The sequence below is a fragment of the Pseudomonas migulae NBRC 103157 genome (genome assembly GCF_002091715.1).
In the GTDB taxonomy this organism is placed as follows: Bacteria; Pseudomonadota; Gammaproteobacteria; order Pseudomonadales; family Pseudomonadaceae; genus Aquipseudomonas; species Aquipseudomonas migulae_A.
In genome coordinates this window covers 33,162-46,482 of record NZ_BDAG01000001.1, presented here as the reverse complement: position 1 = coordinate 46,482, position 13,321 = coordinate 33,162, and the positions used below count along the sequence as shown (strand labels likewise).

Sequence of the window (13,321 nt, the reverse complement as noted above, 5' to 3'; positions counted from 1 at the left end):
TGCGCAAATAGAGAGTCGCAGGAATGAAGCTGTTAGCCTCCCGTTATCTGCTCCTTGTTGCATTTTCGCTGCTACTGGGCGCATGTCAAAGCACGCCACCGGCGGCCACCGAGGCCACTGATGCGCGAGCCTCGGCCATCGCACAGCTCGAGCAAAGCCTCGCCAGCAGCGAGCTGGCCACTGCTGAAGATCAACTGGCTGCCTTGCAGGCCGGGTCGCCAAACGACCCTTCCCTTGTGCAGTACCAACGACAACTCGCCGAAGCCTATCTGCAACGCAGCCAGATCGTGCTGCAAAAAGGCGATGTGAATGCTGCTGCCACTGCCCTGAGCCGTGCGCGGGCACTGATGCCCAAGGCTCCGGCGCTGACCGGTGGGGTCAATAACGCTATCGTCAATGCGCGCAAGGCTGAGCTCGATAGAGCTGAAGCGGCGCTGTTGGCGGCCGAGGCCAAACCACAGGCGAAAGTGATTGATCCGACCGCTGAGAGCACTACCGTCGCATTGAACCTCGCCGATATGAGCAAACTTCGTCGGCAACTGGATGCGATCGCGGCTGATGTGGTGAATTACAAGTGCGACGTGAGCATTCAGGCGCCGCGTACGCAGGATTATCCGTGGTTGGCTACGTTGTTGACCAAACGGGTAAAGAAGCTGGATTCGGGGTTTGATCTGAATCTGCAGAAGCAGATTCTGCGCAATGTTCCGGCGCAGATGGTCTTGAGTCCGCGTAAACCCTAAAAGCATCGTGAGCAAGCTCGCTCCCACAGGTCCAGTGTCGTTCACATAGTTGGCGAACGACACAAATCCTGTGGGAGCGGGCTTGCCCGCGAAGGCGCCCTACCTAGCAATACAGTGCCTTAAGCCGGAATCGCCTTGGCCTTAGGCTCCCGTTCCCACACCCGATGCTGCCCGATCGCCGCAAAAAACGCCTTGATCAACTTCGCGTCCGTCCCCACGATCAACCCCGCATCAGCCTCCAGCTTCAACACCTCCAGCAATTGCTTCGCCTCGCCTTGCAACGCGATCGCCTTCAAGTGCTTGAACGCCTCCAGCACGTAATGCAGCGCCACGCCATCACCGCTCAACGCTTTGATGGATGTCGCACCACCCGGCACAAAGACCGCATCGAAAGCGATGGATGGCATGCCTTCCATGGAGGCATCCACCGGCAGCATCTTGCCATCGGCGGTTGTCACCGGGGCGGACGTCGGGCCGAGCAGTTTGGCGTGGGCGCCTTCTGCTTTCAGCGCTTTTTTCATGGCATCGATTGCAGCGCCATCGACCCCGTTGGCCGCCAGAATCGCGACTTTTCGGGTTTTTATATCGCCCGGCAACAAATTGGCCTGGCTCAGGGCCGGCGAACGTTCCAGGGAGATTTTCGGCACATCGACCGTCCCGGCCTTCGGTGCCGGCAAGCCGAGGTTCTGCGCCACACGTTTGGCCAGTTCCAGGTCGATGTTGGCGAGGATCTCATTCACTTCGCGCGCACGGATAAACGCTCGCTCAACCTTGCCCAGCTCAAAGCTGTAGGCCGAGATGATGTGTTCCTGCTCGTGTTTGCTCATGCTGTGAAAGAACAGCCGCGCCTGCGAGAAGTGATCGCTGAACGACTCGCTGCGCTGGCGGATCTTGTTGGCGTCGATGCGCTCTGGATAGGTCTCGAAGCCGCCATCCTGCGCGGCGGGCGGCGTTTCTTTGGGCCAGCCACCGTCGATGGAATTCGGTTCGTAGGACGCGCGCCCCTTGTCGATCGTGGTGCGGTGCATCGCATCCCGCTGGCCATTATGGAAGGGGGCCACCGGACGGTTGATCGGGATCTCGTGAAAATTCGGTCCACCGAGTCGGCTGATTTGCGTATCGGTGTAGGAAAACAACCGACCTTGCAGCAACGGATCGTTGGAAAAATCGATGCCCGGCACGATATGCCCCGGACAGAAAGCGACCTGCTCGGTTTCGGCGAAGAAGTTGTCCGGGTTGCGGTTGAGCACCATCTTGCCCAGCGGCGTGATGGGCACGATTTCCTCGGGAATGATTTTGGTCGGGTCGAGAATGTCGAAGTCGAAGGAATGTTCGTTTTCCTCTTCGACGACCTGTACGCCCAATTCCCACTCTGGGTAATCGCCCATCTCGATCGATTCCCAGAGATCGCGGCGGTGGTAGTCGGTGTCTTTACCGGCGAGTTTCTGGGCTTCATCCCAGACCAGCGAGCACGTCCCGGCGGCAGGGCGCCAATGGAATTTGACGAAGCGCGATTTGCCCTCGGCGTTGATCAGGCGGAATGTATGCACGCCGAAACCCTGCATGCTGCGCAAGCTTTTCGGGATCGCCCGGTCGGACATTGCCCACATCACCATGTGCGCTGATTCCGGAACCAGCGAGACAAAGTCCCAGAAGGTGTCGTGCGCCGAACCGCCCGTAGGTATCTCGTTATGTGGCTCGGGTTTTACCGCGTGAACGAAGTCAGGAAACTTGATCGCATCCTGTATGAAAAACACTGGCATGTTGTTGCCCACCAGGTCGAAGTTGCCTTCGTCGGTGAAGAACTTCACGGCGAAACCGCGTACGTCGCGCACGGTATCGCCCGAACCGCGCGGGCCTTGGACCGTGGAAAATCGTACGAAGACCGGAGTTTTCTTGCCCGGGTCCTGTAAGAAACCGGCCTTGGTCAGCACGGAATGGTTTTCATAGGTCTGGAAAAAACCATGAGCGCCAGTGCCCCGGGCATGGACGATGCGCTCCGGGATGCGCTCATGGTCAAAATGCGTGATCTTTTCACGCATGATGAAATCTTCCAGCAACGACGGGCCGCGGGCGCCGACCTTCAATGTGTTCTGGTTGTCCGAAACCTTCACGCCCTGGTTGGTGCGCAGGGCCTGTTCGGTGGCGTCGGAGCGAAATTTTTCGAGGCTGTCGAGCTTGGCATTGGTGTTGCCGCGGTCCAGTGTGTCGGTCCCGGCCAGGGCGCTTTTGGGTGCGGCAGGCTTTTTAGTACTCATCAGTCGTTAACTCCTCGTAGCGATTCCTGCCGTAGTCAGGATTCTTATGCATTCCCCAGGCACGGCACCGGGGGCGTTTTCGAGTTGCCTTATTAGTGACTGATGGGCTTTTTAGCCGTTCCTTTTTTATGACCTTTGATCGTGTTATTGCCAAATGAAAGGTTGAATGCGGAATAAATGCTAATAACCTCTATACGGACAGGCTAAAATGCGCGCCCGGCTAACCGCTGATCCTTTTCTAACGCGCCCCACAAGGTTCGCTACGTGATCGAGTTTCAAAACGTCCACAAAACCTACCGCGTCGCCGGTAAGGATATTCCCGCCCTGCACCCGACCAGTCTGACGATTGAGAACGGCCAGGTCTTCGGCCTGATCGGTCATTCCGGTGCGGGAAAAAGTACCCTGCTGCGTCTGATCAATCGCCTGGAGAACTCCAGTGGCGGCAAGATCATCGTCGACGGCGAAGAAGTCACGGCGCTCGACGCCAACAGCCTGCGACGCTTCCGGCAGCAGGTCGGGATGATTTTCCAGCACTTCAACCTGCTGGCGTCCAAGACCGTTGCCGACAACGTCGCGTTGCCGCTGACCCTTGCGGGCGAACTGTCGCGCAGTGAGATCGACCAGCGTGTGGCCGAGTTGCTGGCGCGGGTGGGCTTGTCCGACCACGCCAAAAAATACCCGGCGCAGTTGTCCGGCGGCCAAAAGCAGCGCGTCGGCATTGCCCGCGCGCTGGCGACCAAGCCAAAAATCCTGCTGTGCGATGAAGCCACCAGCGCCCTGGACCCGCAGACCACGGCGTCGGTCCTGCAACTGCTGGCCGAGATCAACCGCGAGCTGAAGCTGACCATCGTCCTGATCACCCACGAGATGGATGTGATCCGTCGCGTCTGTGACCAGGTGGCGGTCATGGACGCGGGTGTGATCGTCGAGCAAGGTTCGGTGGCCGAGGTGTTCCTGCATCCAAAGCACCCGACTACCAAGCGTTTCGTGCAGGAAGACGAGCAGATCGACGAAAGCGAACAGCGCGACGATTTTGCTCATGTGCCGGGCCGTATCGTGCGTCTGACCTTCCAGGGCGAAGCGACCTACGCGCCTTTGCTGGGAACCGTCGCTCGGGAAACGGGCGTGGACTACAGCATCCTGGCCGGTCGTATCGACCGCATCAAAGACATCCCCTACGGGCAATTGACCCTGGCGGTCACCGGCGGCGATATGGAGGCGGCGTTTGCCCGCTTCACCGCGGCGGATGTCCACATGGAGGTGCTGCGCTGATGGAAGCCCTGACAAGTTTCTTCGCCAATATCGACTGGTTCGAAATCTGGCTGGCCACTGGCGATACCCTGCTGATGCTCGGCGGTTCGCTGTTGTTCACCGTGCTGCTGGGCCTTCCGCTCGGCGTGCTGTTGTTCCTTTGCAGCCCGCGTCAGTTGCTGGAAGCCAAAGGCGTGTATGCGATGTTGTCGCTGGTGGTGAACATCCTGCGTTCGCTGCCCTTCATCATTCTGCTGATCGTGATGATTCCGTTCACCGTGTTGATCACCGGCACTTCGCTGGGTGTTGCCGGTGCAATCCCGCCGCTGGTGGTGGGTGCCACGCCGTTCTTCGCACGACTGGTGGAAACCGCCCTGCGTGAAGTGGATCGCGGCATCATCGAAGCGACACAGGCCATGGGCGCGACGACGCGTCAGATCATCACCAATGCCTTGCTGCCAGAAGCCCGCCCGGGCATCTTCGCGGCGATTACGGTGACAGCTATTACACTGGTGTCCTACACGGCGATGGCCGGTGTGGTGGGCGCGGGTGGTCTGGGTGACCTGGCGATCCGTTTTGGTTACCAGCGTTTCCAGACCGATGTGATGGTCGTCACCGTGGTGTTGCTGCTGGTCCTGGTTCAAGTGCTACAAACCGTTGGCGACAAGCTGGTCGTACACTTCTCGCGTAAATAAGTCATGAGCCGGCCATTCGCTGGCAGGCGCGATGCGCCTCACAAGGAGTTAGCTGAATGAAAAAATTACTCGTCGCGTTTGCTGCTGTTGCAGCTTTTTCCGCCCACGCCGGCACCCTGACCGTTGCGGCCTCCCCGGTCCCGCACGCAGAAATCCTCGAATTCGTGAAACCGGCCCTGGCCAAGGAAGGCGTGGACCTTAAGGTCAAAGTCTTCACCGACTACATCCAGCCGAACGTGCAAGTGGCCGAGAAACGCCTGGATGCCAACTTCTTCCAGCACCAGCCGTACCTCGACGAGTTCAACAAGGCCAAGGGCACTAACCTGATTTCCGTGGCCGGTGTGCACCTGGAACCGCTGGGCGCTTACTCCAGCAAATACAAAGCGCTGACCGAACTGCCGGGCGGCGCCAACGTGGTGATCCCGAACGACGCCACCAACGGCGGCCGCGCGCTGTTGCTGCTGGCGAAGGCTGGCCTGATCAAGTTGAAGGATTCGAACAATATCCTGTCGACCGTCAAGGACATCACCGAGAACACCAAGGACCTGAAATTCCGCGAACTGGAAGCCGCGACTCTCCCGCGGGTGCTGACCCAGGTCGACCTGGCGCTGATCAACACCAACTACGCGCTGGAAGCCAAGCTTGATCCGGCCAAGGATGCGCTGGTCATCGAAGGCAGCGATTCGCCGTACGTGAACATCCTCGTTGCCCGTCCGGACGACAAGGACAGTGAAGACATGAAGAAGCTGGTTGCCGCGCTGCACAGCCCGGAAGTGAAAGCCTTCATTCTCGAGAAGTACAAAGGCGCGGTGGTGCCGGCGTTCTGATCTGAAGCTGTAACGAAAAATGGGGCGCATTGAATGCGCCCCACTTTTTATGCCTGAAACACTGACCCTGCTGGGGCCGGCTTGCTGGCGATGGCGTCCGTGAGATTGCCATCGCCAGCAAGCCGGCTCCTACAAGGTTTGTGTGTTATTTGCGTTTGAGCATCACCGGTAACTGCGCCACCAGCTTGGCGTTGTTCAACGGCGCCCGGATAAACCCGCGCTGCGTTCCATCCGGCCCGATCACCGCCAGGTTGCCGCTGTGATCAACCGTGTAGTTTGGCTTGCTGGTGTCCGCCGGAATGAACGGAATGCTCACCGCGTTGGCCAGCTTCTGAATGTCCTCGACCGAGGTCGCCGTCAGTCCCTGAAACTGCGGATCGAAGTAACCCAGGTATTGCTTGAGCTGCTTGGGTGTATCGCGGTTCGGATCGACGCTCACCAGGATGACCTGCAATTTATCCACAGCCTCCGGCGGCAGTTCGCTCTTGATCTGGCGCAGCTGGGCGAGGGTGGTCGGGCAGATGTCCGGGCAGAAGGTGTAACCGAAGAACAACAGACTCCACTTGTCTTTCAGCGCATTGACCGCCACCGGTTTGCCGTCCTGATCGGTCATCGTCACGTCTGGCAGGTTACGGCTTTGCGGCAACAGGATGATCCCGGCGTCAATCAACGCAGTCGGGTCGCCCTGGCCTTTGCCGGACAGCACTTTGTTGATGGTCAGGCCCAGGACCAGCGCGATCAGGGCGACAAGGATGAAGACGGTTTTCTGGGTTCGAGTCATAGGTTCAACAGTAAGTAGTGGTCTACGAGCAGCGCGATAAACAGCAGGAACAAGTACCAGATAGAGTACTTGAACGTGTTGATCGCCGCGTGCGGCCGAGTGCCACGGTACAGCACGACGGCCCATTGCAGAAACCTCGCACCCAGTCCGACGGCGCAAATCAGGTAGAGCACGCCGCTCATGTGAATCACGTACGGCATCAGGCTGACGGCCAGCAACGCGAAGGTGTAAAGCAGGATATGGATTTTGGTGTAGTGCTCGCCGTGGGTCACCGGCAGCATCGGAATATCGGCCTTGGCGTATTCCTCTTTGCGATGGATCGCCAGCGCCCAGAAGTGCGGCGGGGTCCAGGCGAAGATGATCAGCACCAGCAGCAGCGGTTCGGCACTGACGTGACCGGTGGCAGCGGTCCAGCCGAGCAGCGGCGGGGCGGCACCGGCCAGGCCGCCGATGACGATGTTCTGCGGCGTCGCGCGTTTGAGGAATCCGGTATAGACCACGGCGTAACCGAGCAGCGAAGCCAGGGTCAGCCACGCTGTCAGTGGATTGGTGAACGCCAGCAATAACGCCTGGCCCAACACCGCCAGCACCAATGCGAACGTCAGCGCAGCCGTCGGTGAAACCCGGCCTTCGGCCAAGGGACGCTTATGGGTGCGCGCCATCACCGCATCGATCCGCCGGTCCACCACATGGTTGACCGCCGCCGCCCCGCCGGCACACAACGCAATCCCCAGATTGCCGAACACCAGCACCGTCCACGGCACCCCTGCGCGGGTTGCGAGGAACATGCCGACCAGCGAGGTGATGAGCATCAGCACCACCACTTTCGGCTTGGTCAGTTCCAGGTAGTCACGCCAGATCGCCTGGCTGTGACGTGCGCCGATCAGAGTCGCCATGGCATCTCTCCTTTTATTGTTATGGGCCCGGCTGAATGTTTGCGCGAGCTGAAGCGCCAGCGTGTTGGTTGTTTGACCCGAACCAGACTGGTTCGCGCGTGATAATTGACCAACACCATCGTCAGCAGCAGCGCTGCGCCGCCGGCGTTATGCGCGACGGCCACCGGCAGCGGCAGGTGAAACAGCACGTTGCTGATGCCGAGGGTGATCTGTGCGGCGAGAGCAATCAGCACCAGCCCCGCCAGGCGTGTCATGCCGACGATTTTGAGTTGCCACGCCAGACCGAGCAGCACCAGCGTGACCAGCAATGCGCCAATGCGGTGAGTCAGGTGAATCGCCGTGCGAGCATCGCTATCCAGTTGCCCGCCCAGGTAATTGGGGCCGATGTGTTGGGTCAGGTGAAAGCCGTTGGCGAAGTCCGCCGGGGGCAGCCACTGCCCGTGACAGGTCGGGAAGTCGATACAAGCCACCGCGGCGTAGTTGGAACTGACCCAGCCGCCGAGGGCGATTTGCAGGATCACCAACAGCAATCCGGCCGTCGCCCAGTACTGCAAACGCCGGGGCACAGTCAGCGCCGGTAAGACGCCCGACAGACGCAAGGTCAACAGAAACAACAGGCTCAACGTCGCGAACCCTCCGAGCAAATGCCCGGTCACCACTTGCGGCCAAAGCTTGAGCGTCACCGTCCACATGCCGAATGCCGCTTGGGCGATGACCACCGCCAGCAGGAACAACGGCAGCTTCACCGGTTGCCCCGGATGCCGACGATGCACCCAGGCGCGACCGGCCAGTACTGAAATCAGCAAGCCCAGCGTGCCGGCGAAGTAGCGGTGGACCATTTCGTTCCAGCCCTTGTGTGCTTCGACGGGCGTATCGGGAAAATGCAGTTCGGCATGGGCCAGTTGAGCTTCGCTTTTCGGCACGCTGATAAAGCCGTAGCAACCCGGCCAGTCCGGGCAGCCGAGGCCGGCGTGAGTCAGGCGAGTGTAGGCGCCGAGCAACACCACAATCAGTGCCAGCAAGGTGGCAAACAGCGCGAGGCGAAATCCTGGTTTGGCCATGACGATGCCCTTATCCGATGTTCGACAGTTTCAGCAGATGGCGCAGGTCGTTAAGCAGCTCCTTGCCCTTGATCGACGGGTCGTAGCGCAGCACCAGATTGCCGTGGGGGTCGATGATCCACAGGTGCGGCGTGTCATTGCTCTGAGCGCCTTTGGTGTAGGTCGGCAGGTCCAGTGAGTAACGCTGCAACTGCGGGTACTCGCGTTGAAGTTTAGTCTCGTAATCGCTGTTCAGCGGCTGCGCGGTGGCGATGGCATGACTGGCGCGGGACGCATCGCGACCGAGGCCGATCTGGATTTGTCGCGCCAGGTACACCAGTTGCTGGCAGTCCACCGAACACTCCTTGGGCGCGGTGACCAGCAATTGCCAGCGGTCCTCCTGCGCCTGCACGCCAAGGTCGGCGCGGGTCTGGCCGGTGCCGATCAGCTCGCCGTGATAGCTGCGACCTTCCGGCACCCAGAACTGCAATTTGTACATGCCGGTGGCGAGGATCATCGGACCGATCACCCCAAGCAGGATCAGCAGCAACTGCAAGCGACCCTTGCGCCGGTTCGCCGGCGTTTTTGCCTCAGACATGCTGGGTGGATTCATGGCCGCTCCCATGGTGTTTCTCCTTTGCGTTGTGCCAGCCGAGATAGGCATAGAGGCCGAGCAGGGCGATCGACATGGCGAACCACTGCACGGCATAAGCGATGTGTTTTTCCGGCCCTGTAGCCACCACCGGCCAATCGGCCTGGTAGGACGCGGGGCCGGTTTCTGCGCGTAATTCGTAGGCAAAACCTTCACGGTCCAGCGCCTTCCAGAGCTTTGAAGGCTCGACGGCAGTCACTAACCGAGGCCAGGTTGTAGTGCTCGGATCGGCCTGCAGTTGAAAGGTCGCGCCGGGTGAAACGTAGACCCACGCATCCAGGCTCAATGCCTGAGTCGGCGTGGTGAATTGCGGCGGTGTGCGCCGGTCCGGCCAAGGCAGCCAGCCGCGATTGACCAGCAGCCACAGTCCGGTCGCCTGATCCTGAAACGGTTGCAGCAGCTCGACCCCAACCTTGCCGTCGCGCTGGCGGTTGTCCAGCAACAGGCTGTGCGCCGCATCGAAGTGGCCGTGCAAGCGAACCCGGCGAAAGGCCGGGTCCTCGGTGTGTCGCAGTTCGGTGCTGGCCATCGATGCAGCGGCGCGGCGCTCGGCGTAGGTGTGCAACAGCGCGCTTTTCTCCGCGCCCCGGCTCAGTTGCCAGAACCCGAGTGACACCAGCGTGGGCAGCAATAATGCGACCACCAGCGTCGGCACGATGCCCGGCCGAAAGCGCTTCATGGCGTCGCCAGAAAGTCGGTAGTCGCGATAGCTATACTCAAGTGCATCGCCTTTCCCCCGGAGTTCCACCATGCTCAAAGCAGCCATCGTCCTGATGCTGATTGCCACGGTTGTCAGCCTGTTCAGCGGCCTGTTTTTTCTGGTCAAGGACGACAGCAGCTCGAACCGCCTCGTCATTGCCTTGAGTGTTCGTGTTGCTCTGGCCGCCATCACCGTCGGCTTGATCGCCTGGGGTTTTTTCAGCGGCCAGCTGGTGTCGCATGCGCCTTGGTAAGCCTCAGAGCACGTAGACGAAAACGAACAGCCCGATCCACACCACGTCCACGAAGTGCCAATACCAGCTCGCCGCTTCGAAGCCGAACTGGTGCTCGTTGTCGAAGTGCCCGCGCAGGATCCGCATCAGCATCACGAACAGGATGATCGTGCCGATGGTCACGTGGGCGCCGTGGAAACCGGTGAGCATGAAAAAGGTCGCGCCGTAGATGCCGGAGCCCAGGGTCAGGCCCAGTTCTTGGTAGGCGTGCAGGTACTCTTCGGCCTGGAAGCCGAGGAAGGCACAACCCAGTAAAACGGTGATCGCCAGCCAGATTTTCAGCGCGCCGCGATGGCCTTTTTTCAACGCGTGGTGGGCGATGGTGATGGTGACGCTGGAGCTCACCAGCAGCACGGTATTGAGCAGTGGCAGACCCCAGGGGCTGATGACTTCCTTCGGTGGCGGAAACAGTTTCGAGTCGGGGTTGTTCAGCAAAGGCCAGACGAATTCGAAGTTCGGCCAGAGCATATGCGCGATGCCTTTGGTCCCTTCACCGCCGAGTGCCGGACCAGAAACGTGGCGCACGTAAAACAGCGCACCGAAGAAGGCGATGAAGAACATCACCTCCGAGAAGATGAACCAGCTCATGCCCCAGCGAAACGAGCGATCCATCTGGGCGCTATATAACCCCTGACGACTTTCCTTGATCACCGTACCGAACCAGCCGAACAGCATGTAGGCCAACAGCAGGCCGCCGACGAAAAAGATCAGCGGGCCGTGGGATTCCGGCCGCGCCGCTTTCAGATCGTTGAACCAGGTGGCCAGGCCGAACACGGTGACGAACATGCCGACCGTAGCGATGATCGGCCACTTGCTCTGGGCCGGTACGTAATAATGTTCATGAGTTGCCATTTATTGTTCTCCTTATCGGGCACGCTCAGCCGCCAGTATTTACAGCCACCGGTGGATGTCGGGCGGTGATATCGAACAGCGTGTAGGACAGCGTCAGGTGCTTCACATCCTTGGGCATGTCACGGTCAACGATGAAACGTACCGGCATCTCGATCCGTTGACCGGGCTGCAGCACTTGCTGGGTAAAGCAGAAACATTCGGTCTTGTGGAAATACGCCGCCGCGTTGCTCGGCGCGATGCTCGGCACCGCTTGCGCGCTCATCGGCTTGTCAGTGGGGTTGTGCGCGATGAAGATCATCTCGTTCACTGCGCCAGGGTTGGCCGTCAGCTCGTCGCTCTTGGGGTAGAAATCCCAGGACATGTCAGCCGAGTTGGTCGACAGAAACTGCACGCGTACCTGCCGTGAGGTATCGACGGCCTGCTCGCCTTCATACTGCCCGGCGGTCTTGCCATTGATGCCGAACGCCTTGCACATCACGTCGTAGATCGGCACCAGGGCAAACCCGAAAATAAACATCGCTACCACCACCAGTAACAGGCGGGTGACCAGCTTTTTCATCGAAATCGAGTCAGCCATGGTTTCCTACCTCTACGCCAACCCCTGTAGGAGCCGGCTTGCTGGCGATCCAAACACCGCGGTGCATCAGGCGCACCGCGTTATCGTTCATCGCCAGCAAGCCGGCTCCTGCAAGGGCGGTGTTCATTTCACTTCCGGCGGTGTGGTGAAGGTGTGATACGGCGCCGGTGACGGGATGCTCCACTCCAGGCCTTCGGCCCCATCCCACGGTTTGGCCGGTGCTGGCGGGCCGCCGCGGATGGTCTTGATCACGATGAACAGGAAGAAGATCTGCGTGGCGCCAAACATGAACGCGCCGATCGACGACACCATGTTGAAGTCGGCGAATTGCAGGTTGTAGTCCGGAATCCGCCGCGGCATACCCGCCAGCCCCACGAAGTGCATCGGGAAGAACGCCATGTTCATGCCGATGAACGAGAGCCAGAAGTGCAGCTTGCCGAGGGTTTCGTCGTACATGTGGCCGGTCCATTTCGGCAGCCAGTAGTAAGCCGACGCGAAGATCCCGAAGATTGCCCCTGGCACCAGCACATAGTGGAAATGCGCGACCACGAAGTAGGTGTCCTGGTACTGGAAGTCTGCCGGGGCGATGGCCAGCATCAACCCTGAGAACCCGCCAATGGAGAACAGGATCACGAACGCCACCGCGAACAGCATCGGCGTCTCGAAGGTCAGCGAGCCTTGCCACATGGTGCTCGCCCAGTTGAACACCTTCACGCCGGTGGGCACCGCGATCAGCAGCGTGGCGTACATGAAGAACAGCTCGCCCACCAGCGGGATGCCGACCACGAACATGTGGTGCGCCCAAACGATGAAGGACAGGAACGCGATACTCGCCGTGGCATAGACCATCGAGGTGTAGCCAAACAGCGGCTTGCGCGAAAAGGCCGGAATGATCGAGCTGACGGCACCGAAGGCCGGCAGGATCATGATGTACACCTCAGGGTGACCGAAGAACCAGAACACATGCTGGAACAACACCGGGTCACCGCCACCGGCGGCACTGAAGAAGCTCGTGCCGAAGTGGATGTCCATCAGCATCATCGTCACGCAACCGGCCAGCACCGGCATCACCGCAATCAGCAGGAACGCGGTGATCAGCCAGGTCCAGACGAACAGCGGCATTTTCATCAGCGTCATGCCGGGGGCGCGCAGGTTGAGGATGGTGGCGATCACGTTGATCGCGCCCATGATCGAACTGATCCCCATCAAGTGGATGGCGAAGATGAAGAACGTCACGCTTTCCGGCGCGTAGGTCGTCGACAGCGGGGCGTAGAACGTCCAGCCGAAGTTCGGTCCGCCGCCGGGGGTGAACAGGGTCGACACCAGCAGGATGAACGCCGCCGGCAACAGCCAGAAGCTGAAGTTGTTCATCCGTGGCAGGGCCATGTCCGGCGCGCCGATCATCAGCGGGATCATCCAGTTGGCGAGGCCGACGAACGCCGGCATCACCGCACCGAACACCATCACCAGACCGTGCATGGTGGTCATCTGGTTGAAGAATTCCGGCTGGACGATCTGCAGCCCCGGCTGGAACAGTTCGGCGCGAATCACCATCGCGAACGTACCGCCCAAGAGGAACATGGAGAACGCAAACCACAGGTACAGCGTGCCGATATCCTTGTGGTTAGTGGTCAGCACCCAGCGCATCAGACCTTTGGCCGGGCCATGGGCGTGATCGGTGTGGGTCTGAACATGGTCATCGACTACAGCAGTCATGTCCTGTCTCCTGTAAACAGATGGGCTGGGCGGGCCGGGGCGCA

Annotated in this window: 14 protein-coding genes; 5 read left to right on the top strand and 9 right to left on the bottom strand. The window is 60.1% G+C overall.

All coding sequences use genetic code 11. The annotated features are described in order from the left end of the window. Positions 1 to 23 precede the first annotated feature (23 nt). Positions 24 to 740, top strand: a complete 717-nt coding sequence (locus PMI01S_RS00260) for a PA5502 family lipoprotein (RefSeq protein ID WP_084317510.1) — start codon at positions 24 to 26, stop codon at positions 738 to 740. Positions 741 to 859: 119 nt separating this feature from the next. On the opposite strand, the gene katE is transcribed toward PMI01S_RS00260, so the two are convergent. Further along, positions 860 to 2,998 (bottom strand): catalase HPII, encoded by a 2,139-nt coding sequence (gene katE, locus PMI01S_RS00255; RefSeq protein ID WP_084317509.1) that lies wholly within the window; start codon positions 2,996 to 2,998, stop codon positions 860 to 862. A 264-nt stretch (positions 2,999 to 3,262) separates the two neighbouring features. Between katE and PMI01S_RS00250 the strand changes: the two genes are divergently transcribed. The 3 genes from PMI01S_RS00250 to PMI01S_RS00240 are packed head-to-tail and all read left to right on the top strand — an operon-like array spanning position 3,263 to position 5,771. Next, on the top strand, positions 3,263 to 4,270 hold the full coding sequence (locus PMI01S_RS00250; RefSeq protein ID WP_017341768.1) for a methionine ABC transporter ATP-binding protein: 1,008 nt from the start codon (positions 3,263 to 3,265) through the stop codon (positions 4,268 to 4,270). After that, complete coding sequence (locus PMI01S_RS00245; protein WP_008002212.1) at positions 4,270 to 4,944, top strand: methionine ABC transporter permease; 675 nt, start codon at positions 4,270 to 4,272, stop codon at positions 4,942 to 4,944. Before PMI01S_RS00250 ends, PMI01S_RS00245 begins: the two co-directional genes overlap by 1 nt. A 56-nt stretch (positions 4,945 to 5,000) precedes the next feature. Next, entirely contained in the window at positions 5,001 to 5,771 is a 771-nt protein-coding gene (locus PMI01S_RS00240) for a MetQ/NlpA family ABC transporter substrate-binding protein (RefSeq protein ID WP_084317508.1), read from the top strand. 145 nt (positions 5,772 to 5,916) lie between these two features. On the opposite strand, the gene PMI01S_RS00235 is transcribed toward PMI01S_RS00240, so the two are convergent. From PMI01S_RS00235 to PMI01S_RS00215, 5 genes are read right to left on the bottom strand one after another with little or no spacing between them, the layout of a single operon-like run. Further along, complete coding sequence (locus tag PMI01S_RS00235) at positions 5,917 to 6,552, bottom strand: SCO family protein (RefSeq protein ID WP_084317507.1); 636 nt, start codon at positions 6,550 to 6,552, stop codon at positions 5,917 to 5,919. Next, positions 6,549 to 7,448, bottom strand: a complete 900-nt coding sequence (gene cyoE, locus PMI01S_RS00230) for a heme o synthase (protein ID WP_084317506.1) — start codon at positions 7,446 to 7,448, stop codon at positions 6,549 to 6,551. The genes PMI01S_RS00235 and cyoE overlap by 4 nt, the downstream gene beginning before the upstream one ends. Beyond that, on the bottom strand, positions 7,436 to 8,509 hold the full coding sequence (locus PMI01S_RS00225; RefSeq protein WP_084317505.1) for a COX15/CtaA family protein: 1,074 nt from the start codon (positions 8,507 to 8,509) through the stop codon (positions 7,436 to 7,438). The genes cyoE and PMI01S_RS00225 overlap by 13 nt, the downstream gene beginning before the upstream one ends. Positions 8,510 to 8,519: 10 nt before the next feature. Beyond that, positions 8,520 to 9,113 (bottom strand): PA_0111/PP_0108 family redox-active disulfide protein, encoded by a 594-nt coding sequence (locus PMI01S_RS00220; protein WP_084317805.1) that lies wholly within the window; start codon positions 9,111 to 9,113, stop codon positions 8,520 to 8,522. Then, positions 9,079 to 9,819, bottom strand: a complete 741-nt coding sequence (locus PMI01S_RS00215; protein WP_084317504.1) for an SURF1 family protein — start codon at positions 9,817 to 9,819, stop codon at positions 9,079 to 9,081. Before PMI01S_RS00215 ends, PMI01S_RS00220 begins: the two co-directional genes overlap by 35 nt. A gap of 70 nt (positions 9,820 to 9,889) precedes the next feature. Here PMI01S_RS00215 and PMI01S_RS00210 point away from each other — a divergent pair, with 70 nt between their 5' ends. Continuing rightward, on the top strand, positions 9,890 to 10,093 hold the full coding sequence (locus tag PMI01S_RS00210) for a twin transmembrane helix small protein (RefSeq protein ID WP_008064738.1): 204 nt from the start codon (positions 9,890 to 9,892) through the stop codon (positions 10,091 to 10,093). 3 nt (positions 10,094 to 10,096) lie between these two features. Here the strand turns inward: PMI01S_RS00210 and PMI01S_RS00205 are convergent, their stop codons facing one another. From PMI01S_RS00205 to ctaD, 3 genes are all read right to left on the bottom strand, one after another. Further along, positions 10,097 to 10,984 carry a cytochrome c oxidase subunit 3 gene (locus tag PMI01S_RS00205; RefSeq protein WP_084317503.1) on the bottom strand — a complete coding sequence of 296 codons (888 nt, stop codon included), beginning with the start codon at positions 10,982 to 10,984 and terminating at the stop codon, positions 10,097 to 10,099. A 25-nt stretch (positions 10,985 to 11,009) separates the two neighbouring features. Continuing rightward, the gene (locus PMI01S_RS00200) at positions 11,010 to 11,561 is read right to left on the bottom strand and encodes a cytochrome c oxidase assembly protein (protein WP_084317502.1); all 552 of its coding nucleotides are present in this window, start codon (positions 11,559 to 11,561) and stop codon (positions 11,010 to 11,012) included. A gap of 123 nt (positions 11,562 to 11,684) precedes the next feature. Further along, positions 11,685 to 13,277 (bottom strand): cytochrome c oxidase subunit I, encoded by a 1,593-nt coding sequence (gene ctaD, locus PMI01S_RS00195; RefSeq protein ID WP_084317501.1) that lies wholly within the window; start codon positions 13,275 to 13,277, stop codon positions 11,685 to 11,687. Positions 13,278 to 13,321 lie beyond the last annotated feature (44 nt).

Excerpts from the sequence above, each read along its gene's own strand:
- ctaD (WP_084317501.1), bottom strand. The coding sequence starts at position 13,277 with ATGACTGCTGTAGTCGATGACCATGTTCAGACCCACACCGATCACGCC.
- cyoE (WP_084317506.1), bottom strand. The coding sequence starts at position 7,448 with ATGGCGACTCTGATCGGCGCACGTCACAGCCAGGCGATCTGGCGTGAC.
- PMI01S_RS00245 (WP_008002212.1), top strand. The coding sequence starts at position 4,270 with ATGGAAGCCCTGACAAGTTTCTTCGCCAATATCGACTGGTTCGAAATC.
- PMI01S_RS00205 (WP_084317503.1), bottom strand. The coding sequence starts at position 10,984 with ATGGCAACTCATGAACATTATTACGTACCGGCCCAGAGCAAGTGGCCG.
- katE (WP_084317509.1), bottom strand. The coding sequence starts at position 2,998 with ATGAGTACTAAAAAGCCTGCCGCACCCAAAAGCGCCCTGGCCGGGACC.
- PMI01S_RS00200 (WP_084317502.1), bottom strand. The coding sequence starts at position 11,561 with ATGGCTGACTCGATTTCGATGAAAAAGCTGGTCACCCGCCTGTTACTG.
- PMI01S_RS00220 (WP_084317805.1), bottom strand. The coding sequence starts at position 9,113 with ATGGGAGCGGCCATGAATCCACCCAGCATGTCTGAGGCAAAAACGCCG.
- PMI01S_RS00225 (WP_084317505.1), bottom strand. The coding sequence starts at position 8,509 with ATGGCCAAACCAGGATTTCGCCTCGCGCTGTTTGCCACCTTGCTGGCA.
- PMI01S_RS00240 (WP_084317508.1), top strand. The coding sequence starts at position 5,001 with ATGAAAAAATTACTCGTCGCGTTTGCTGCTGTTGCAGCTTTTTCCGCC.
- PMI01S_RS00260 (WP_084317510.1), top strand. The coding sequence starts at position 24 with ATGAAGCTGTTAGCCTCCCGTTATCTGCTCCTTGTTGCATTTTCGCTG.
- PMI01S_RS00215 (WP_084317504.1), bottom strand. The coding sequence starts at position 9,819 with ATGAAGCGCTTTCGGCCGGGCATCGTGCCGACGCTGGTGGTCGCATTA.
- PMI01S_RS00210 (WP_008064738.1), top strand. The coding sequence starts at position 9,890 with ATGCTCAAAGCAGCCATCGTCCTGATGCTGATTGCCACGGTTGTCAGC.
- PMI01S_RS00235 (WP_084317507.1), bottom strand. The coding sequence starts at position 6,552 with ATGACTCGAACCCAGAAAACCGTCTTCATCCTTGTCGCCCTGATCGCG.